The sequence below is a fragment of the Pseudomonas sp. 21 genome (assembly GCF_000955805.1).
Taxonomy (GTDB): Bacteria; Pseudomonadota; Gammaproteobacteria; order Pseudomonadales; family Pseudomonadaceae; genus Pseudomonas.
Window position 1 is genome coordinate 232,962 of sequence record NZ_JYOA01000001.1, and the last position, 20,299, is coordinate 253,260.

General features: G+C 65.8%; 16 protein-coding genes. 1 reads left to right on the top strand and 15 read right to left on the bottom strand.

Translation table 11 applies throughout. The features are described from left to right. Window positions 1–18: 18 nt before the first annotated feature. Window positions 19–360: a hypothetical protein gene (locus UB43_RS00970; RefSeq protein ID WP_045207515.1), complete on the top strand. Its 342-nt coding sequence runs from the start codon at window positions 19–21 to the stop codon at window positions 358–360. A gap of 49 nt (window positions 361–409) precedes the next feature. On the opposite strand, the gene UB43_RS00975 is transcribed toward UB43_RS00970, so the two are convergent. The 15 genes from UB43_RS00975 to fabG all read right to left on the bottom strand — a co-directional run bounded on the left by UB43_RS00975 (window position 410) and on the right by fabG (window position 20,299). Further along, a complete protein-coding gene (locus UB43_RS00975) occupies window positions 410–1,555 on the bottom strand; it encodes an acyl-CoA dehydrogenase family protein (protein WP_045207517.1) in 1,146 nt (381 codons plus the stop codon). Between the two features lie 12 nt (window positions 1,556–1,567). Then, window positions 1,568–2,767, bottom strand: a complete 1,200-nt coding sequence (locus UB43_RS00980) for an acyl-CoA dehydrogenase family protein (protein WP_045207520.1) — start codon at window positions 2,765–2,767, stop codon at window positions 1,568–1,570. Window positions 2,768–2,815: 48 nt separating this feature from the next. Next, the gene (locus tag UB43_RS00985) at window positions 2,816–3,901 is read right to left on the bottom strand and encodes a Zn-dependent alcohol dehydrogenase (protein ID WP_045207522.1); all 1,086 of its coding nucleotides are present in this window, start codon (window positions 3,899–3,901) and stop codon (window positions 2,816–2,818) included. A 48-nt stretch (window positions 3,902–3,949) separates the two neighbouring features. Further along, the gene (locus UB43_RS00990; protein ID WP_045207525.1) at window positions 3,950–5,287 is read right to left on the bottom strand and encodes a coniferyl aldehyde dehydrogenase; all 1,338 of its coding nucleotides are present in this window, start codon (window positions 5,285–5,287) and stop codon (window positions 3,950–3,952) included. Window positions 5,288–5,398: 111 nt separating this feature from the next. Then, the gene (locus UB43_RS29980) at window positions 5,399–7,864 is read right to left on the bottom strand and encodes a LuxR C-terminal-related transcriptional regulator (RefSeq protein ID WP_256204870.1); all 2,466 of its coding nucleotides are present in this window, start codon (window positions 7,862–7,864) and stop codon (window positions 5,399–5,401) included. Window positions 7,865–8,051: 187 nt separating this feature from the next. Further along, window positions 8,052–9,419 carry a DUF1329 domain-containing protein gene (locus UB43_RS01000; RefSeq protein WP_045207530.1) on the bottom strand — a complete coding sequence of 456 codons (1,368 nt, stop codon included), beginning with the start codon at window positions 9,417–9,419 and terminating at the stop codon, window positions 8,052–8,054. A 22-nt stretch (window positions 9,420–9,441) separates the two neighbouring features. Continuing rightward, window positions 9,442–11,292 (bottom strand): DUF1302 domain-containing protein, encoded by a 1,851-nt coding sequence (locus UB43_RS01005; protein WP_045207532.1) that lies wholly within the window; start codon window positions 11,290–11,292, stop codon window positions 9,442–9,444. A gap of 274 nt (window positions 11,293–11,566) precedes the next feature. Next, the gene (locus UB43_RS01010; RefSeq protein ID WP_045207533.1) at window positions 11,567–12,007 is read right to left on the bottom strand and encodes a PaaI family thioesterase; all 441 of its coding nucleotides are present in this window, start codon (window positions 12,005–12,007) and stop codon (window positions 11,567–11,569) included. After that, on the bottom strand, window positions 12,007–13,563 hold the full coding sequence (locus UB43_RS01015) for a long-chain-fatty-acid--CoA ligase (RefSeq protein WP_045207537.1): 1,557 nt from the start codon (window positions 13,561–13,563) through the stop codon (window positions 12,007–12,009). The genes UB43_RS01010 and UB43_RS01015 overlap by 1 nt, the downstream gene beginning before the upstream one ends. 40 nt (window positions 13,564–13,603) lie before the next feature. Beyond that, on the bottom strand, window positions 13,604–15,331 hold the full coding sequence (locus UB43_RS01020) for a long-chain fatty acid--CoA ligase (protein WP_082085738.1): 1,728 nt from the start codon (window positions 15,329–15,331) through the stop codon (window positions 13,604–13,606). A 49-nt stretch (window positions 15,332–15,380) separates the two neighbouring features. After that, window positions 15,381–16,613: an acyl-CoA dehydrogenase family protein gene (locus UB43_RS01025; protein ID WP_045207539.1), complete on the bottom strand. Its 1,233-nt coding sequence runs from the start codon at window positions 16,611–16,613 to the stop codon at window positions 15,381–15,383. A gap of 13 nt (window positions 16,614–16,626) precedes the next feature. After that, on the bottom strand, window positions 16,627–17,544 hold the full coding sequence (locus UB43_RS01030; RefSeq protein WP_045207541.1) for an SDR family NAD(P)-dependent oxidoreductase: 918 nt from the start codon (window positions 17,542–17,544) through the stop codon (window positions 16,627–16,629). 29 nt (window positions 17,545–17,573) lie between these two features. Next, window positions 17,574–18,728, bottom strand: coding sequence for an acyl-CoA dehydrogenase family protein (locus UB43_RS01035; RefSeq protein ID WP_045207543.1), 1,155 nt, complete (start codon window positions 18,726–18,728; stop codon window positions 17,574–17,576). Window positions 18,729–18,745: 17 nt separating this feature from the next. Further along, a complete protein-coding gene (locus UB43_RS01040) occupies window positions 18,746–19,549 on the bottom strand; it encodes an enoyl-CoA hydratase/isomerase family protein (protein WP_045207544.1) in 804 nt (267 codons plus the stop codon). Window positions 19,550–19,552: 3 nt separating this feature from the next. Further along, window positions 19,553–20,299: a 3-oxoacyl-ACP reductase FabG gene (gene fabG / locus UB43_RS01045; RefSeq protein ID WP_045207545.1), complete on the bottom strand. Its 747-nt coding sequence runs from the start codon at window positions 20,297–20,299 to the stop codon at window positions 19,553–19,555.

Below are 20,299 nucleotides of genomic sequence, written 5' to 3' on the forward strand. Positions count from 1 at the left end.
CGACAGCGAGTGCGCGTCATGAACGAGCGGGAAACGCCCTCCCTGGACGACGACATCTGCGTCCACATCTTCTCCGTCTCGGCCACCATGGTCGGCGTGTGCCTGACCGTGATCGGCATCATCCGGGTGATCCTCACCCTGCGCCGGGAAGACCTGATCATCGATGACATGGTGGCCGTCAACATGATGTTCTATGTGGTCTCGGCCTTCTGCTCCTACTGGAGCCTGCGCACCCACCGTACCCTGCGCGGCCGGCGGATGATGCACATCGCCGATACGGTGTTCCTGTTCGCGCTGGTGTTCACCGGTTTCAATGCCGGCTTCATCACCTGGGCGATGACCTCCACCCCGACACCCTGAAAAAAGGGCCACCCGCGGTGTCCCGAGAAGGGACGTCTGGACGCTTGCCTCAGTCTGCCGGCGCCATCAGTTCGCTGAAGACCTGAAGGTGATGATCATCGTCGCCGAATTGGCGCGCCACCATCCACAGGTGCTTGGCGTGGTGCGAGAGCTGGTACTCCCAGGTCAGGCCGATGCCACCGTGCAGCTGCACGCTTTCGTCGGCGATCAGGCGGGCAGCGCGGCTGATGATGTACTTCGCCGCGGCCAGCGCCCGACTGCGTTCATCGCTGTCGGGCTCGTCCGCCATGCAGGCCGCGAGCAGCGCCATGGAGCTGGCCTGGTCCAGTTCGATTCGCATATCCACCATGCGGTGCTGCAGCGCCTGGAACTTGCCGATGACGCTGCCGAACTGCTGGCGGGTCTTGAGATAATCGAGCGTCAGCGCGCAAGCGGCTTCCATGCTGCCGACCGCCTCGGCGCACTGCGCCGCGACGGCCCTGCCCTGCTGGTAGCGCAACGCCGACAACGCCTCGCCCTCGAGGCCCAGCAGCGCGGAGCGCGGGACGACGACCTGGTGCAGGTAAAGCTCGCAGGCCATGCGCCCGTCGAGCGTGGGAAATTCGCGCCGGACGACGCCCGCGCTGGCCGGATCGACCAGGAACAGGCTGATGCCCTGCTCGTCCCGGGCGCCGCCGGAGGTACGCGCGGACAGCAGGATCAACCCGGCGCTCCGGCCACCGAACACCACGCTCTTGCGCCCGTCCAGCAACCAGCCGCCGGCGGTCGGGCTCGCGGTGCAGCAAACATCGTGCAACTGATAGTGGCTCTGCGGCTCTTCCAGGGCGACCGCCAGTTGCAGCTCGCCCGCGGCCACGCGCGGCAGCAGCTCGTCACGCTGCGCGGCGCTGCCCAGTTGCGCCAGCAGTCCGCCGCCGAAAATCACCGACGGCAGGTACGGTTCCAGGCACAGGCCACGGCCAAGCTCGGCGCAGATCAGGCCCATTTCCACACCCTGGCCGCCGAAGCCGCCATGGGCCTCGTCGAACGGCACCGCGCACAGGCCCAGCTCGCCAAGCCGGGCCCAGAATGCCCGGCTGAAACCGCCAGGCTCGCGCCGATAGGCCTCGCGCTGCTCGAAAGCATAATTGTCACGCACCAGGCGGGCTGCGGTGTCCTGCAGCATCTGCTGCTCTTCGGTCAATTTGAAGTCCATGCGGTGGGCTCCTTACAGCTCGAGGATCATCTTGGCGATGATGTTCTTCTGGATTTCGTTGGAGCCGCCATAGATCGAAGCCTTGCGCGAATCCAGGTACTGGTAGGTGGCGGTGGCGCTATCGGCGCTGTGCAGCACCGGCACCTGCGATGCCTCGAAGCCCAGCTCATCCTCCAGGAACGGCAGCGCATAGGCGCCCACCGCCTTGGTCAGCAGATAGACGATCTGCTGGCGCACCTCGGTGCCCTTGATCTTGAGGATCGAGCTTTCCGCGCCGGGCACTCCGCCATCGCGGGCGGCCACCAGTGCGCGCAGGTTGCTCATGTCCGCCGCCATCAGCTGCATTTCGACAGCAGCCACCTGGGCGCGGAACAAGGGGTCATCCAGCAATGGCCGGCCGTTTCGCAACTCCCGCGCCGCCACCTGCTTGAGCTTGCGCAGCAACACCTTGGTCTGGTTGATGCCGCCGATACTGGTGCGCTCGTGGGTCAGCAGGTACTTGGCGCAGGTCCAGCCTTCGTTTTCGCGGCCCACCAGGTTTTCCACCGGCACGCGCACATTGTCGAAGAACACCTCGTTGACCTCGTGCTCGCCATCCAGGGTGATGATCGGCCGCACGGTGATGCCCGGCGTCTTCATGTCGATCAGCAGGAAGCTGATGCCGCGTTGCTGCGCAGCATCCGGGTCGGTGCGCACCAGGCAGAACATCCAGTCGGCGTAATGCGCCAGGGTGGTCCAGATCTTCTGGCCGTTCACCACATAGTGGTCACCCTCACGCACCGCGCGGGTCTTCAGCGATGCCAGGTCGGAGCCTGCCCCCGGCTCGGAATAGCCCTGGCACCACCAGTCGGAGCTGTCGAGGATGCGCGGCAGGAAACGCGCCTTCTGCTCGGGCGTGCCGAACCGGATCAGCACCGGCGCCACCATCTTCACCCCGAAGGCGACCACTCGCGGCGCCCCGGCGGCGAAGCACTCCTCCTCGAAGATATGCTTCTCCACGGCACTCCAGCCGGGGCCGCCGTACTCGGCCGGCCAGCCTGGCGCGAGCCAGCCACGTGCGTTCAGTTTGCGCATCCACAGCACCTGGTCCTGCTTGCTCAGGCGCTTGCCCTGAAGGATGCGGCTCGCCAGCCGCTCGGGCAGCTCGGCACGCAGGAAGGCACGCGCCTCCTCGCGGAAAGCCTGTTCCTCAGGCGTGAAATGAATATCCATCAGCGAACTCCTGGCAGGGGCTCGCCCACTGGGGGCGGCCCGTGCGGGTCATTGGTCGAAGACGATCACCGAGCGCGCCAGCTCGCCGCGCCGCAGTTCGTCGAAGGCATCGTTGATCTGCTCCAGGCGGATACGCTGGGAGATCATTTCGTCGAGCTTGAGGCGACCGGCCATGTAGAAATCCACCAGCGCCGGCATGTCCACCGGGAAGCGGTTGGAGCCCATCAGCGAGCCCTGCAGCCGGCGCTCGTGGAGCAACTGATAGGGGTCGACCTCGATTTTCAGGCCGGGCTTGATCATGCCGATGATGGTCGCGGTGCCGCCGCGCGCCAGCATGGCGAAGGCCTGCTCGGCGGTCTGCTTGAGGCCGATGCACTCGAAGGAGTGCTGGACCCCGCCACGGGTGAGCTCCTGCACCTGTTTCACCGCATCGCCCGATTTTGCGTTGACCACGTCGCTGGCGCCGAACTGGCGGGCCAGTTCCAGCTTGGAATCGAGCATGTCGATGGCGATGATCCGCCCTGCCCCCGCCAGCGCCGCGCCATTGATCGCAGCGAGGCCGATGCCGCCGCAGCCGATCACCGCGACCGTCTCGCCGGGCCGCACCTTGGCCGTGTTGAACACCGCGCCGGTGCCGGTGGTGACAGCGCAGCCCAGCAGCGCCGCACGGTCCAGCGGCATGTCGCGGCGGATGGCCACGCAGGCGTTCTCGTGCACCAGCATCTGCTCGGCGAAGGCCGACAGGTTGACGAACTGCGGCATCGGCTTCTGCACGTAGGTCAGGCGCGATTCCTCGTCCTTGCCGCGTTTGGTTTCCGGCGAAACACAGCGCGACAGGTGGCCCGTCACGCAGTGTTCGCAATGGCCGCAGAAGACCGTCAGGCAGGTCACAACATGGTCGCCGGGCTTGACAGTACGGACCTCCGCACCGACCTGCTCGACGATGCCGGCCGCCTCGTGGCCGAGCACCAGTGGGCCCGGATACGGGTAGGATCCGTCGATCACGTGCAGGTCGGAATGGCAGACGCCGACGGCGACAGTGCGGATCAGTACCTCGCGCGGCCCCGGCTTGCTGATACCGACTTCCTCGATGCTCAGCGGCGCGCCGACCTGATGGAATACAGCTGCTTTCATGATGTTCGTTCTCGAGTAGGGAAATCGACAGGGGGAGAGTCGCAGCGGTCAGCCCGCGCGGTAGACCGCCCTGGCGTGGCTGAAAGTGCGGAAGCCGTCGATGCCGTGATAGGCACCCATGCCACTGGGGCCGACGCCACCAAAGGGCAGGCTTTCCAGGCCGGCGTGGTGCATCACCTCGTTGAGCGTCACGCCACCGGAGCAGGTGCGCTCGAGCACCTGGCGCTCCTCGTCGGCATCGCTGCCGAACCAGTACAGGCCGAGCGGGCGCGGGCGCGAGTTGATGCAGGCAATGACCTCGGCGAAGTCGCGGTAGGGCCTGATTGGCAACAGTGGGCCGAAAATCTCGTCCTGCATGACCTGCAGACGATCGTCCGGATTGTGCAACAGGGTCGGGGCGATCAGGCGGCGGGCAGGGTCGAGCACTTCGCCGGCCGGGTTCAGCTCGACCACGGCGACGCCTGCGGCGCGCGCCTCCTCCAGATACCCCTGCAGGCGTTGGTAGTGCCGGTCGTTGAGGATCGCGGTGTACTCGGGATTGCCAGCCAGGGTCGGGAACACCTTGCCCACTACCGCGCGGGCGATCTCGACGAACGCATCCATCGACTCTTCGGGGACGAATACATAGTCCGGTGCGACGCACAGCTGCCCGGCGTTCATCAGCTTGCCGAGGATGATCTTGCTCACCGCGGTCTTCATGTCCGCCGAGCGGGAAATGATGGTCGGCGACTTGCCGCCCAGTTCCAGGGTCACCGGCACCAGGTTTTCGGCCGCGGCCCGCAGCACGTGGCGGCCGATGCTGGCGGCCCCGGTGAACATCAGGTGGTCGAAGGGTTGCCGGCAGAATGCCTGGCCGGTCTCCGCGGGGCCGGTGACCACCGCCACTTCGTCCTGGGCGTAGGCCTCGCCGATCATCTGCGCGATCAGCGCCGAAGTCTGCGGGTTGAATTCCGACGGCTTGATCATTACCCGGTTGCCCGCCGCCAGGGCGCCGGCGAGGCCCTTGAAGACCATGTTGGCGGGCACGTTCCAGGCGGTGACGATGCCCACCACGCCCAACGGCTGGTATTCCACCCAGGCCTCGCCACGGGGTGCCGGGCGGCGCTCGGGCCGCATCCAGCCGGCCAGTTCGGCGCGGGTCTGCTTGAGGGTCGCCAAGGGCGACAACACGTCGCTGTGTCGGGAAAAGGTCGGGCTGCGCTGGCCGAAGTCCGCATTGAGCGCTTCGATCAGGGGTTGCTCATGGCGCACCAGCAGGTCGATGGCGCGGTCGATCAGTTCGCCGCGCTGCTCGGCGCTCGGCGGCGCGCAGGCCCGGCTCGCGGCGCGCTGGCGCTCCAGCAAGGCGCGAATCGCGACCTCGTCCAGGTACTCGTGGGTGCTCATTGCAGAAGCTCCTGTAGTGCGTGATCGGCCGGCATCCGCCGCCGGGGAGTGGCTGCAATGGTTGGGGTTTCGTCTGTAGGAACACGCCACCCGGATCAGGTGGCATTCCACTCAGGCCAGCAGGCCCCGGGCCTTGGCGCAGGCAATGGCCTGGGTGCGCCGGGTAGCGCCGAGCTTCGCGTTGATGTTCTTGGCGTGGTACTTGACGGTGTTCACCGAGAGAAAGAGCGCGTCGGCGATTTCCTGGTTCGACAGCCCTTCGGCCAGCAGCTCGAGCACCGCCACCTCCCGCACTGTGAGTTCCTCCTGGTAGCCGCAAGCGTCTGCACCTTCGTCTTCGTCCGCACCGCCACGCTTGCGCAGGAACGCCAGCACCTCGGCCTGCAACTGATGGAAACCAGCCACCCGGCAGTGTTCGGCGAGCACCTGTAGCCGCGCCCGCGATTGCTCCCGAAGCCCCAGGTTGTGTTCCGCCATCGCAGCAAACCACTGGACATGGTGAGGCAGGGTTGGCGGCAGCACGATGGAGAACACGCTTCCCACGGGATATTCGAGCGCCAGTCGGCGGGAGGCTTCCAGCGCCGCTCGCCAATCCTGCGCGTGAACCAGCAGCCTCAACTGTTGCAGCGCCAGGGCCGCCTGGTACAGACCTTCATCGATCCGCCCGCAGTGCATCGCGCGCTCGCCGCGCTGGATCTGCGCCTGCGCCAGTGCCAGGTCTGCGTGCCGCCCCGCTACCTCGGCCAACCCCAGATAGCCATACAGCACAAAGGGCGCCGAGCAGTCGCGAAGGTAGGGCTGGGCCGCCAGCAGCACGGCCTCGCCCTCCTGCAGCCGCCCTTGCTGCAGCAACAGGTCGGCCCTCGTGATCATCAGCCTCCCGAGCACCGGGTCGCGCTCGAGCCCGGTGGCCGTGCGGCTGGCCAGGCAATCCTCGAGCAGCAGCTCCGCCAGCGCAGCCTCATCGGCCAGCATCAAGGCGCGCAGGCGCTCGCTCTGGAACAGCGCCTCGCTGTCCTGGCAACCTTGCCGCCGCGCCTGCTCCAGGGCGGCGCGCCACAGCAATTGCGCTTCATCGCCGCGCTCGCTGGCCAGCATGATCCGCCCCAGGGTGAACTGGCACAGCAACTGCGAGAGGCATTCCCTGGGTGCGGAGCCCAGATGCCCAAGGGCTTCGCGGCAATGCTGTTCGGCCTCCAGCAATTCACCACGAAACGCCAGCGCACTGCCCTTCAGGGCCTGCCAATGGGCGAGCAGCAGCTGATTGTCCGCCGCATTGGCGGCCGGCAAAAAGCGCGAGAGGCCCTGGAGGCCGCGCTCCGCCTCGCTAACCCGGCCACTGAGCAACAGGGCCAGTGTGCTCAGATAGATCAGCCGGGGCGTGCCTTCCATCAGGTAGGCGGGTAGTTGCCGATGCCAGTCCAGCACGCGTCGCAGATGCAGGTCAGCGAGTTGCCAGCTCGGCTTCAGGCGTTCGATGTAACTGGCCGCCACTTCCGGCTGGTGCACATGCAGGGCCTGATCGATGGCGTCATGCAGGTGGCCGGCGAGGCTCAGCAGGCGGCAGGCATGCAGGCGCAGTCGGGACAGTTCCGTCGCGGCGATGCCATCCTGCAGGCTGGCCGCCACCAGCGGTTGCACGCGGTACCAACCGGCATCCCGCTCCACCGGCTGGATGAAGACCTGCTGCCGCAGCAGGCGATGGAGAACCTGATCGCCAGCGTTGCCATCCCAGAGCTGTGCGCAGAGATCGACGGAGAAGCGCGGCAGATTGCACAGCCCGTAGAACAGGCGACGCTCCTCATCGCTCATGCGTCCGAGCAGCTCGCGTTCCAGATAGTCTCGCAGCAATACCCCGCCCTGCTGCTGGCCAGCCAGCAAAAGGCACGCACCACTCCACCAGTCGCCGCTTTGCACGCCGATTTCTTCACGTCGGGTTTCCGCGATATCGCCGGCAATCCGAGCGCTGATCGCAGCGTACTCACCGCGTGTCATGCCCAGCGCATCGGTGCCCAGTTCGAACAGTTCGCCCTTGAGCAGCAGCGACGGCAGATCCCACGCCGGCCGTTGCCGACAACTGACGATCAGGCTTACACGGCTCTCCGGCAGGTGGAGCAGTTGCTCGAACCAGGCGTTCACCCCGATGGGCAGGTTACCTGGAAGGTCATCGAGCACCAGTTGCAAAATGCGCCCGCCTTGGCCGAGCTGACGCAGGAGAGCCTGCGGGCCCTGCAGAGGCGACAGGCCGAAGCCGGATGCAACGCGGGCGCAGAGCTCTGTCAGGGACATCGGCTCCCCCCTGCACGCGAGCCAGAGCAGTTCGGTGCCGGATGGCGCATCGGCAAGGCTCTCGGCCAGCAGGGTGCTCTTGCCATAGCCCGCCGGAGCGCACAGCAGTGTCAGGCGTTGACGGCTGCCACGTACGGCAGCGGCCAGCCGCGGACGCGGCACATGGTGCTCCGGCAGTCGCGGAGCGCTGGCAAGAGGCGCTTGCGCGCGGCTCGAACTGACACCCAGACCTTGCATGATGAGCCTCGATCCACGGCGTTTCAGGGACAGCGGCCGGCGCAGACGCACGGCAATCCGCTGAGTCGGAAACGATGCTGCAAAACACCGTGGAAAAAGGCGCCCCCCATGTCAGGTGGCATCGAGGCAAGTGTGGTCCGTGAGAGAGAGTTCACGAAGAAAGAAGCCGGGGCAGGAGCCGTGCCCCGGCAGAAGAGCGGCGTTGGACCACCCACACGCCGCCTTCAAGCGCCGTGTTTCAGCGGATACCGGCGTTGCGCAGGGCCGCAGGAGTGAAGTCGTTCATGCTGTAGTTCTGGTCGTACTGGGTGGCTTTCTTCGATTCGTTGGTCATGCCGAACACCAGGTAGCGACCGGCGATCAGGTCGTACAGGGCCTGGGCGGCGTACAGGCTGATGCCGTGCTGGTAGTCGTTGACCTGGTAACCCTCACCCACACGCCAGAGCTGGCCGCGGCCGTCGTAGTGATCCACCTCCAGCAGGGACCAGGTGTCCTCGTCGAAGTACATGTGGCGCTTGGCATAGATATGGCGCTGGCCGGGCTTGAGCGTGCCCTCCACTTCCCAGACCCGGTGAAGCTCGTACCGCGTCAGGTCCTGGTTGATGTGGCCGGGCTTGAGGATGTCGGCGTACTTCACCTGAGGCGACCACAACTTGTAGTTGTTGTACGGCACGTACATCTCGCGCTTGCCGATCAGCTTCCACTGGTAGCGATCCGGCGAGCCGTTGTACATGTCGGCATTATCGGCTGTCCGCAGGCCGTCGGCGGCCGTACCCGGACCGTCGTAGGCCACCTGCGGAGCGCGGCGCACGCGGCGCTGGCCGGCGTTGTAGGACCAGGCGCTGCGCGGTTCCTTGACCTGATCGGTGGTTTCATAGACCAGCAGCACGTTGCCGGCCATGCGCGACGGCGCGGTCACCTCCTGGCGCAGCAGGAACAGGTAATCACCGACCTTTTTCGGATCGAAATCCTTCATCAGCGAAGGTACGCCGACATTCTGCTGCAGCGACACGATGGTGTAATCGCCATTGACCTGGGGAGTGGCCTGGGCAATCTGCTGGGTGTAGTTGGTGCCGCGATAACGGGTCTCGTGGTTCCACACCACCTCCACACCATTCTTCGGAATGGGGAACGGGTAGTAGCGCCCACTGACATTGGCGATACCGTCGCCACCGCTGACCAGTTCGGCGCTGGCTGCGCTCTTCTTCGCCGCCTCGTACACCGATTCGGGAGAGGCGGCACTACGCCGGGTCGGATACACCGGGATCTTGTAGGTATCCGGGTAGCGCTTGAACATCGCCAGCTGGCCGGGAGTGAGCTTGTCCTTGTACTGATCGACGTTGGCAGGGGTGATGACGAACAGCGGCTTGTCGCTGGCATAGGGATTGCCCAGGAACCCGTTGCCATCCAAAGGAGCCGCGCCAGGCTGCAGGCCGCCGGTCCAGGCGGGAATGCTGCCGTCGGCGTTACCGGCCTTTTCGCCACCCAGCGGAGTCAGGCTGGTGCCGAGCTTGGCGACTTCCTCGGGAGAAATGGCCGCCATCACACCGGTAGCCAGCAGGGACAGCGCCAGGGCGCCGGTTTGCAGGAATACGATCTTTTTCATGCGAGTTTCTGCCTGTGCTCAATCAGAAGTTCACGCCGAAACTGAGCGAGACGAAGTCCCGGTCGGTCAGGGTGTTGTATTCGCCATCGAAGTAGTTGGTGTAACTGAGGCTGGCGGTGTAGGTGTTCAGGTAGTCGGCGTCCAGGCCGAGGCTGATGGCCTTGGCGCCTTCCTCGAAGTTCGGGCCGCGCCCTTCGACATCGTGGGACCAGGCCAGGTTGGGCTTGAGGTTCACCCCGGCGAAGACGTCGGGATAGTCCAGTGCGCCGCGCAGGCGGTAGCCCCAGGAGTTGGTGGAATAGAAGCCGTGGCTGTTGCACTTCTGCGCCGGGTTGCTGGCATTGGCCTGCCCCACCGCAGTTCCGGCACAGGTCGTTGCCCCCGCGGCAGTCGGCAGGATGCCGGAGCCGAACGCCGGGCTGCGGCCGAAGCGGATGTCGGTTCCATCGGCGTCGCCCAGACCGTTGATGCGGTTGTAGCCGACCTCGCCGATCAGGGTCAGGCGCTCGGCCCCCATCACCTGGTCGATGAACTGAGTGGCGGTAACCTGGGCCTGCAGCACCGGCATGCGCTTGTAGCCATTGATCACACCGCCACCGGGAATACCGCTGATGTAGCCGGTGGTGACCAGCGGGTTGAGGCTGGGAGTGCCCGGAATATTGGTGGTGGCGCTGAGCAGGTCCGGGGTGCTGATCTGCAGCGGCATGTTCGGCCGGTAGCTGACCTCGCCACCGAGGGAAATACCGGCGATATTGGTCTGGAAGCTCACGCCGTAGAGGCGGATGTCCTCCGGATAGTCGATGAAGTAGCCAGCATTGCGCGGCACATTCAGCGCATTGGGCGGCGTACCGGCTCCGGTGGTGCGAATGGTGCTCAGGAAGGGGTTGCGGCTGTGGTAGTTCATGGCGTAGGCCGCCAGCTCGGTATCGTTCCAGTCTGGAATGAACCAGCGCAGCGCCAGGCCGAACTGCCCGCCGTCGCGCGCGTCATTGTCCTTCTGCCGGGGGATGTAGACGTCGTCCTGGCCACGGGCGATCGCCAGGGCGTTGCCGGTATTCTTCGCCACGCCCGGCGCCAGGTCCTGGCCGGAGACCACCAGGCGATCGTTGCAGCCCTTGGGGATGCCGTCGGTGCCGAAGAAGGTGCCGCAGTTGTCGGTCACCGTCTTGTCCCATTCGAGCTGGTAGAACGCCTCGGCGTTGACGTTCTCCATCAGCCCCTGGGAGAGGTAGAACATGTTGACCGGCACCAGGCCTTCCTTGATCTCCGATCCAGGGCGGCGCAACGCGGCGACGTCGACCGGGTTGATCGAGTTGATGCCGTTCTGGATGAAGGTGCTCTCGCCCCAGCTCACCACCTGCTTGCCCAGGCGCACGTTGCCCGGCAGGTCGCCGAGCTGGTAGTTGTGGTAGAGGAAACTGTCGAGGAACATCGCTCCGGACGACTTGGCCGCACGGTCACGCCCATGGTCATCGATGTCGTAGTAGTGCTGGTTGCCGTCCTTGAGCTCGGAGTCGTACCAGTACTTGCCGCGGACGAAGGCGCCGCTGTCGCCGTACTTCAACTCCAGATCATGCAGGCCCTTGAAGATGGTCGAGAAGTTCTCCCCGCTCTTGAAGTTCAGGCGACCGTCATCCACGGTGCGCGACGACGACTTGCCGCCCTTCACGCCCACGGAGTTGAAGTTGGAGATGAACTGTTTGTCGGGCGACTGGGTGGACCAACTGCCCCCGATGGACAACGAAGAGTCAAACTTGCCTTCGATTTCCCCGATGTTGAAATCGACTGCCTTGGCTTGCGAGCCGACGCCCAGGGCGACAGCGGCAGCCAGCAGGTGCGGCTGAAAAACTCCGCGTTTTCTTATTGTTCTCATGCGGCGCTCCGAAAGCGGATCAGTGTTGGGAGACCTGATGCTATCGAGGCATTCGCTGGGGCCAATTCACCCGATCGGGTAATTCTTTCAGTCGTTTTTCGGCAGCGCCGGTCGCGATCTCTCCGGACCTGGGAATGTGCGTTACCAAGGGTGACAGATTCCGCTAAAAGCCTTGTGCCAGAGCCATTTCACGAGCCCTTTCCGTAACCCCGGAAACGCCAGCGCCCCGTCGGCTGGCCGACGGGGCGCTGGGTATCGCAGGGAACAGCAGACGTCAGGTTCTACCGGGTATCTTGCCCTTCCAGAGGGTAAAGATTCCGGTGGCGCGCAGCACCTTGCGCTCCCCCACTTTCAGCAGGCAATCGGCGTTGGCGAAGCTGCCGCCGAACTTGAGAATCTGCACGTGCGCCTCCAGCCAGTCACCTTCACGCACCGCGCCAAGGTAGTCGAGGTTGAGGCTGACCGTGATCGGCGGCACCTCGAGCCCATACTCGCGCTTGAACACCACGCCAAAGGCAGTATCAGCCAGCGTGGCAAGGAAGCCGCCGTGGACGATGCGCACGGAGTTGAGCAGGTGACTGCCAATCCGCACGCCGAGCACGGGCAGTTCATCGTGCAGGTAGAAACCACCACAGAAGCGCACGAACCCGGGCGGAGTCGGCAGGACCGAGAAACTTCCGGGCGCCGGCTGCACCACCTCTTCGGCCGTCATCATCAGTTCACCGCCCGGCTCTTGCCCGCCCAGAACGGTTCGCGCAGTTCGCGCTTGAGAATCTTGCCGGCCCCGGTGAGTGGCAGTGTTTCACGGAACTCCATCGATTTCGGGCACTTGTAGCTGGCGATGTACTCGCGGCAGTAACCGCGCAGTTCGTCCTCGCTGACCTGGGCACCGGGCTTGCGCACCACGATGGCGTGCACCGCTTCGCCCCACTGCTCGTGCGGCACGCCGATCACTGCGCACATCAGCACCGCCGGATGGCGGGCGATGATGTTCTCGACCTCGGCGGAATACACGTTCTCGCCACCGCTGACGATCATGTCCTTGAGGCGGTCGACGATGAACAGGTAGCCCTGCTCGTCCATGTAGGCGCCATCGCCGGTGAACAGCCAGCCATCGCGCAGGGCCTTGGCCGTTTCCTCCGGCTTGTTCCAGTAGCCGGCCATGATGTTCGGACCGCGGACAATGATTTCACCCACGGTTCCGCGCGGCACCTCGACGCCGGACTCGTCGACGACCATCACGTTGACTCCCAGGCCGCCACGCCCGACGGAGCGGATCAGGCCGCTTTCGCGTGCTTCCGGCCCATGGTTCTGTGGCGGATTGGTGGAGACGATGGGACAGGCTTCGGTGAGGCCGTAGGAATGCGACAACTGCAGGTGCGGCAGTTTTGCCAGCACCTGCTCGATCATCTCCCCGGCGGTCGGAGAGGCGCCATAAGTGAGGCGCTGCATTGAGCTCAGGTCGTACTGGTCGAACTCCGGATGCGCCAGCAGGCCGAGGATCATGGTCGGCACCAGGATGCTGTCGGTCACACCCTCTTGCGAGATGGCCTTGAGCACTGCCGTGGCGTCGAAGGTCGGCTGAATCACATGCGAGCCGCCGGCGATGAAGCCTGACACCACACGGGCCAGGCCGGCGATGTGGAACAGCGGCATCACGTGCAGATCGCGCTGTTCGGCGCTCTGGTGGATTTCCGCCATGCGCTGGATGCAGGCGGACCACAGATTCAGGTGGGTCTGCATCACCCCCTTGGGGAAACCGGTGGTGCCGCCGGTGTACATGATGCAGGCGAGATCCGCGCCACCACGGCCGGCATCCGCCACGGGGCTGGCTTCGGCGAGCAGGGTCTCGTAGTCGAGCAGGCCGGCCGGTGCCTGTTTCTCGCCAGCGTAGATCAGCGTCAGGGGGCCACGAACCTGGCGGCGAATCTCCTCCACCATCGGCAGGAAGTAGTCATCCACCAGCAGGAAGCGGGTGTGGCAATCGTCCAGGGAGTAGACGATCTCCGGCACGGCCCAGCGGATGTTGATGGGGTTGAGTACGCCACCGCCCCACCAGGTGCCCTGCATGTACTCCAGGTAGCGGTCCGAGTTCAGCGCCAGCATGCTGACCCGGTCGCCAGGTACCATGCCCAGCTGTTGCAGCGCGCCGGCCAGGCGCGCGACGCGCTCGCCGAATTCGCGGAAGGTGCGGCGACGGGCGCCGAACAGGGTGACGATCTTGTCAGGCGTTTGCTGCAGCGAACGCTGCAGACCTTGCGTCAGATACATGGTGAGAGTCCTTGGAATTGTTGTTATCGGACCCGCGCGCTCAACCGGCGCAGCGGGCCATCTCCTGCTCCTGCAGCTCGCGCCAGGCGATCTTGCCGGTAGCGTTCTTCGGCAGGCTGTCGACGATCTGCACCACTCGCGGCGCCTTGTAGACCGCCATGTGCTCGCGGCACCAGGCGAGCAGCTCGTCACTGCCCAGGAGGGAGCCGGGCTTGAGGGTGACGACGGCCTTCACCGTTTCACCGCGATGCGGGTCGGGAGCGGCGATCACGCAGGCCTCGGAAATCGCCGGATGCGTATGCAGCATCGCTTCGATCTCCGCTGGCCAGACCTTGAAGCCCGACGCATTGATCATCCGCTTGAGGCGGTCGCGCATGAACAGGTAACCATCCTCGTCCCTGCTGGCCAGGTCGCCCGTGCGCAGGAAGCGCTTGCCGTCGATGACGATGAAGGTATCGGCGTTGGCCCTGGGGTTGTTCCAGTAGCCGAGCATGATCTGCGCGGCATGCGCGACGACCTCGCCGACTTCGCCCTGGCGCACCGGCTGCAGTGACTCCGGATCGAGCAGGCGCAGGTCCACGCCATAGGTCGGAATGCCCAGGCAACCGCGCTTGGGCCTGAACAGCGGATTGGTGCAGAGGAACGAGGCGGTCTCGGTGAGGCCGTAGCCTTCGATGTAGTCCAGGCCGTAGCGATTCTTCAGCAGGTCATTGATGTGCTGCGGTGTCGCCGCCCCGCCGCCGGTGATGATTGCCAGGCTGGACAGGTCGCGCTGCTCGATGCCCGGCAGGGCAAAGAAGTCCACCAGCATGGTGGGCAGCGCCGCCCAGAAGGTCACTCCATGGCGCTCGATCAGCGTGGCAGCGGTCTCGCGGTCCCAGCGCGGCATCAGCACGATGGTGGCGCCATTGAAGATCGCCGCGTTGACGTTGGTCTGCAGGCCCAGCAGGTGGAACAGCGGGGCCACCGCGAGGAACACCGAGGAAGCATTGGTGGGCCGCCAGAGACTCCCTCCGACGAACGAGGTGCTGACGGTACGGTGCGTGTGCACGCACGCCTTGGGTTTGCCGGTGGTGCCCGAGGTGTAGGGCAGCATGCACAGATCGTCCGGCCCGGCCCGGTGTGGCGCCGGCGCGTGCTCCTGGGCCAGGGCGGCCGTCCAGCGCTCGCCACCGGCGAACAGGGACTCGGACGACGACGGCCGACGCACCCAGTCCGGGACAGCCAGGCCCGCGTCATCTTCGCCCAGCGCATCGCCGTAGGCATGCACGATCACATGGCGCAGCGAGGTACGACCGATCAGCGGCGCGACCTGATCCACCAGCTCCTCGGCGACGAAGGCCGCCACGGCGCCGCTGTCGCTGACGATATGCTCCATTTCGTCGAGGCGGAGCATGGCATTGGCCGGCACCAGCACGGCATCGGCGCGCAGGATGGCGAAGTACGCGGCGATGAACTGCGGGCAGTTCTGGCTGAACACCACGACCCGATCGCCGCGCTCCACCCCGCAGACGTTCTGCAGGTAGCCGGCCATCCGCTCGACGTCACGCAGCAGTTCGGCGTAGCGATAGGCAGCGCCGAAGAACTGCACCGCGGTCTTGCCTGGATAGCGCCGGGCAGCGGTTTCCAGGTGCGAGAAGATACTCGTCTCGGGGATGTGCACCTGGCGCGTCGGAAGATTCGCGGCGTGGCGCGGGTCGACGCCCAGCGGTCCGGTCGGGCGCTCGATCACCCCGGGCGCCGTTGGGCAGGGATGGCTGTAGGCCATGAAGAAAGCCTCCTATCGCGGGTTGTGGCCCGCTTGTTGGAATTATCGGTCAGAAGCGGGTGTCGCCATCGAGCAAGCGTCGGGCGATGGTGCGTCGCTGGATTTCCGAGGTGCCGTCGGGAATACGCATGGTGCGAGCGAAGCGGAAACCTTCCTCCAGGCGCAACTCGTTGGTCAGCCCCATGCCGCCGTGGATCTGCATGCAGCGGTCCATGACGCGGCACAACGCCTCGGTGGAGGACGCCTTGACGATGGAAACCTCCTTGGTCGCCGGCTGGCCCTCGTCGATCAGCCAGGCACAGTGGCGCACCATGCTCTTCACCGCGTAGATATCCATCGCGCAGTCGGCGAGCATGGCCTGCACCATCTGGTGCTCGGCGATCGGCTTGCCGAAGGTCTTGCGCACCTTCGAGTAGTCCAGTGCCTGGTCCAGCGCCCAGCACGCCAGGCCCAGGCAGGACGCGGCCATGCTCAGGCGCCCGGCATTGACGCCCTCCAGCGCTGCCTGAAGCCCGCGATCGACCGGGCCGATGCGGTGGCTGTCGGGCACTCGCACATTGTCCAGCGCGATGATGCCGATGTCTGCCCCCAGGTGGCCCATGGTCGGGATCACGCTGGGTACCGAGAAACCGGGGGTTTCGGTGGGCAGGAAGAAACCGGTGATGCCGCCCTTCCCCGCCTTGACCTTTTCCTCGTCGGTGACGGCGAAGATCATCGCGTAGGCGGCATAGGGCGCGTTGGTGATCCATTGCTTGGTACCGTTGAGCACCCAGTGGTCACCGTCGCGCACCGCCCGGGTGCGCATGGCCAGGACGTCGGAGCCGGCATCCGGCTCGCTGAGGCCGAAGCACAGGGTGTCTTCGCCACTGGCGATGGCCGGCAGGTATTCCTCCAGCACCGCCGGCTGCATGTGCTTGAGCACCGGGGTCAGGCCGTTGGTGAAGGGCGACGGCAGGATCACCGTCTGGATCAGGTGCCGCGATGGGCCGACGTAGGCGTTCAGCCGCTCCTGCAGGTAGACCGCCGCCTGCGCGCCCAACCCGGCGCCGCCCAGCGTCGCATCGCCCAGGGCGGTGTAGAAACCGGCCTGCGCGGAGAGCCGACGCACCTGGGCGCGCAGCTCCATCACCTGAGGGGAATAGCGACCATTCTCCGCGTAGAGCTTGCGCTCGTTGTGCAACAGGTCGGCGTGCTGCTTTTCCAGCGGTTCCACTTCCTGCTGGATGAAGCGGATCAGCGCATCGCCAACCGCGATCCAATCCTCGGATACGTTGAAGTCCATGGGCATGCTCTCCTCAGACCGGGTCCCAGCCGAACACGTCGGCCGACACTTCCAATGGCGGGAACGACGGCCTGAAGGCCGGCAACAGGTGCTCTGCCAAGGCTTCCGGTGTCCAGCCCTCGGCGCGGTGCAACGAACGGATCGGCCGCGGCTGGTTCATCAGGAACACCTCGTTGCGGCGCACGGTGAAGATCTGCCCGTTGACGTCGGCGGCCGCATCGCTGGCGAGGAACACCCCCATCGCGGCGATCGGCGCCGGTGTCATCGACTTGATCTTTTCCACCCGTGCGGCCTGGGCCGGATCGGCAGCGGGAATCGAACCGACCATGCGGCTCCAGGCGAAGGGCGCGATGCAGTTGGAACGCACGCCGTAGCGCGCACCATCCAGGGCAATCGACTTGGAGAGCCCGACGATGCCCAGCTTGGCCGCGGCGTAGTTGGCCTGGCCGATGTTGCCGACCAGGCCCGAGGTCGAGGTCATGTGCACGAAGGCGCCGGACTTCTGCTCGCGGAACCGGGTGATCGCCGCGCGGCTCATGTAGAAGCTGCCGTAGAGGTGAACCTTGATCACCGCATCGAACTCCTCCGGGCTCATCTGGTGGAAGATACGGTCGCGCAGGATACCGGCGTTGTTCACCACCGCATCGATGCGGCCGAAACTGTCCATCGCCAGCTGGACGATACGCTGGGCGCTGTCCCACTCCGACACGCTGTCGCGACTCAGTACTGCCTCGCCCCCCGCGGCGCGGATCGCGTCCACCACTTCGCGGCCCGGATCCTCGTCGTCGGTCTCGCCGCTGACGCTCACACCGACGTCGTTGACCACCACACGGGCTCCCTGGGCTGCCATCTGCAATGCCATCTCGCGGCCGATGCCCCGGCCTGCACCGGTGACGACGACGACCCTGCCTTCCATCATCTGCGAACTCATCGATTGCTCCCTCGGATTCTTCTGCAGGCTCAGCGGAAAGCGCTGATGCCGGTGATCTCACGGCCCTGGATCAGCGCCAGGATGCCGTTCATGCCGTCTGGCACCTGGAACATGCGGGCGTCGCGCCACATGCGTTCGATACCCAGCTCCTCGGTGATGCCCATGCCGCCGTGCAGTTGCATCGCCAGTCCGAGTGCGCGCTCGCAGGCCTGGGTGGCGTAGCGCTTGGCCATGGCCGAAGTGCCGTTGGCGCGCTGGCCGCGGTCCATGGCGTCCAGCGCCTGGTAGCAGAGCAGGCGCGAGGTGACGATCAGCGTTTCCATGTCCGCCAGGTCCTGCTGCACCAGTTGGTGCGCGGCCAGCGGCTTGCCGAACTGCTCGCGCACGCGGGTGTATTCGATGCACATCTCGAAAGCCTTCTGCGCCAGGTGCACGCACATCAGGCCGATCAGCGGACGGTTGCCGTTCCAGCCGACGGTCAAGGTCCTGGCCGCGTCCCCGGCGTCGCCGATCAGGTGGCTGCGCGGAATATGGGTTTCCTCGAAGACCACTTCGCTGAGGTGGCCCTGCTGCAGGCCGGTCACGCCGATCTCGCGCACGTCTACCCTTGACTGGCTGCGGTCCACCAGGGCGCGCTGGGCGACGGGCCGGCCACGCTCGTCGTTGCCCAGGGTGCAGGAGACGTTGAACAGGTCGCAGACCGAGGCGTTGGTGATCCAGATCTTGCGGCCGGTGATGTATGCGCTGTCGCCCTCGATCCGGATACGGGTCTTCACCGCATTGGAGTCGGAGCCGGCGTTCACCTCCGAGTTGGCGGTGCAGGCGATCTTGCGCCCGGCGATCAGGTCGGGCAGGTAGTGCGCGGCGATCTCCGCCGGGCACCCGGAGTAGATGCGCGCCACGGTGCCCTCATGGGATATCAGCGACAGCGCGACGATGGCCGGCAACTGTTCGAGGATCAGCCCGTAATCGAGCATCTTCAGCCCACCGCCGCCCACCTCCACCGGCAGGCGCGGCGCGGTGATGCCCAGCTCGGCCATCGCGGCGTAGATGTCCAGCATGGCGCTGCGCGGCAGCGGCTTGTCGACGGGATGGCGGGCCAGCACCGGAGCGATGCGGTCGCGCACCATGCGCCGCGCCGCGTCGATCATCATTTCCTGGGATTCGTTGGGAGCGAAGTTCATCGAAGGGCTCTCGGGACTCAGGCGCCGGTGAATTTCGGCGGACGTTTTTCGGCGAAGGCCTTGCGGCCCTCGATTCGGTCGCGGCTGTCACGCAGCAGGCCCCAGTAAAGGTTGGCCTGGGCGACGAAGTCGCGCGGTGCCAGGTGACTGGTTTCCACCGCCAGGCGCTTGATCGCCTGGACCGCCAGCGGGCCATTGGCGGCGATCCGCTCGGCCAGTTGCATGGCCAGCGGCAGCAGGCCATCGCGCGGCACGCAGTCGCTGACCAGGCCGATGCGCAGGGCCTGGGCGGCGTCGATGCGCTCGCCGGTCAGCGCCAGCTTCATCGCATGGGCTGCGGGCACGGCACGCATCAGGTACTGCACGCCACCGACCGCCGGCACGCTGGCCACCTTCGCTTCGGGCAGGGCAAAGGATGCTTCGTCGCTGGCGATGCGCAGGTCGCACTGCAGCGCCAGCTCCAGGCCACCGCCCAGGCAGTAGCCATGGATCGCGGCGATCATCGGCTTCCAGATCTCCAGGTCGCCGAGGTCGATCAGCCGCGTGTAGCCGCCCTCCTCGGCTTCAGCCGCGCGGCTCTTGAAGTGGCCGCTGGCGAATCCGCTGGACGGCGGCAGCGTCGCCTTGAGGTTCGCGCCGGTGCAGAAAGCCTTGTCGCCCGCGCCGGTGAGGACGATGGCCCGCACCTGGTCGTCGTCCTGCGCCGTGTTCAGCGCCTTGCGCAGGTGGCGCAGGTCACCGATGGTCAGGGCGTTCATGGATTCGGGCGCATCCAGGGTGATGAGCGCCACATGGCCGATGATCTGGAACTGGATCGCCACGGCTCAGGCACTCGGACTGGACAGGGAACGGCCACCACAGACGTACAGCGTCTGGCCGGTGATGTAGGACGCCTTCGGGTCGGCGAACATCAGGACCGCATGGGCGATATCCTCGGGCTTGCCGATGCGGCCCACGGGAATGGTCGCCATGATCTTCGCCCGTTGCTCGTCGGAGAGCGGCGCGAGGATCGGCGTGTCGATGGCGCCCGGAGCGATGGCGTTGGCAGTGATGCCATGCTTGGCCAGCTCGATCGCCAGGGTGCGCGTGAGGCTGATCACGCCACCCTTCGCCGCCGAGTAGTTGGCCTGGCCGAAACCACCGAGCCAGGCGCGCGAGGAGATGTTGACGATGCGCCCGAAGCCCTGCTCGATCATGCCCGGCACCACGGCCTTGGCGCAGAGGAACTGGGACTTGAGGTTGACGTCCAGCACCAGGTCCCAGTCCGCCTCGCTCATGTTCACCAGGCGCTTGTCGCGGGTGAGGCCGGCGTTGTTCACCAGCAGGTCCGGGGTCTTCCAGCGCGTGGCGACCTGGGCCACCGCAGCGCTGACCTGCTCGGCGCTGGTCACGTCGACCTTCACGCCCATCAGGCTTTGTGCCTGGTCACCCGCTTCGGCGACCAGCCTGTCCATGGCCTCGCCATTGAGGTCGAACATCGCGACCGCATAACCGGCATTCAACAGCGCTCGGGTCAGACCCAGGCCGATACCCTGGGCACCGCCGGTGACGATTGCAACTTGCTTGCTCAT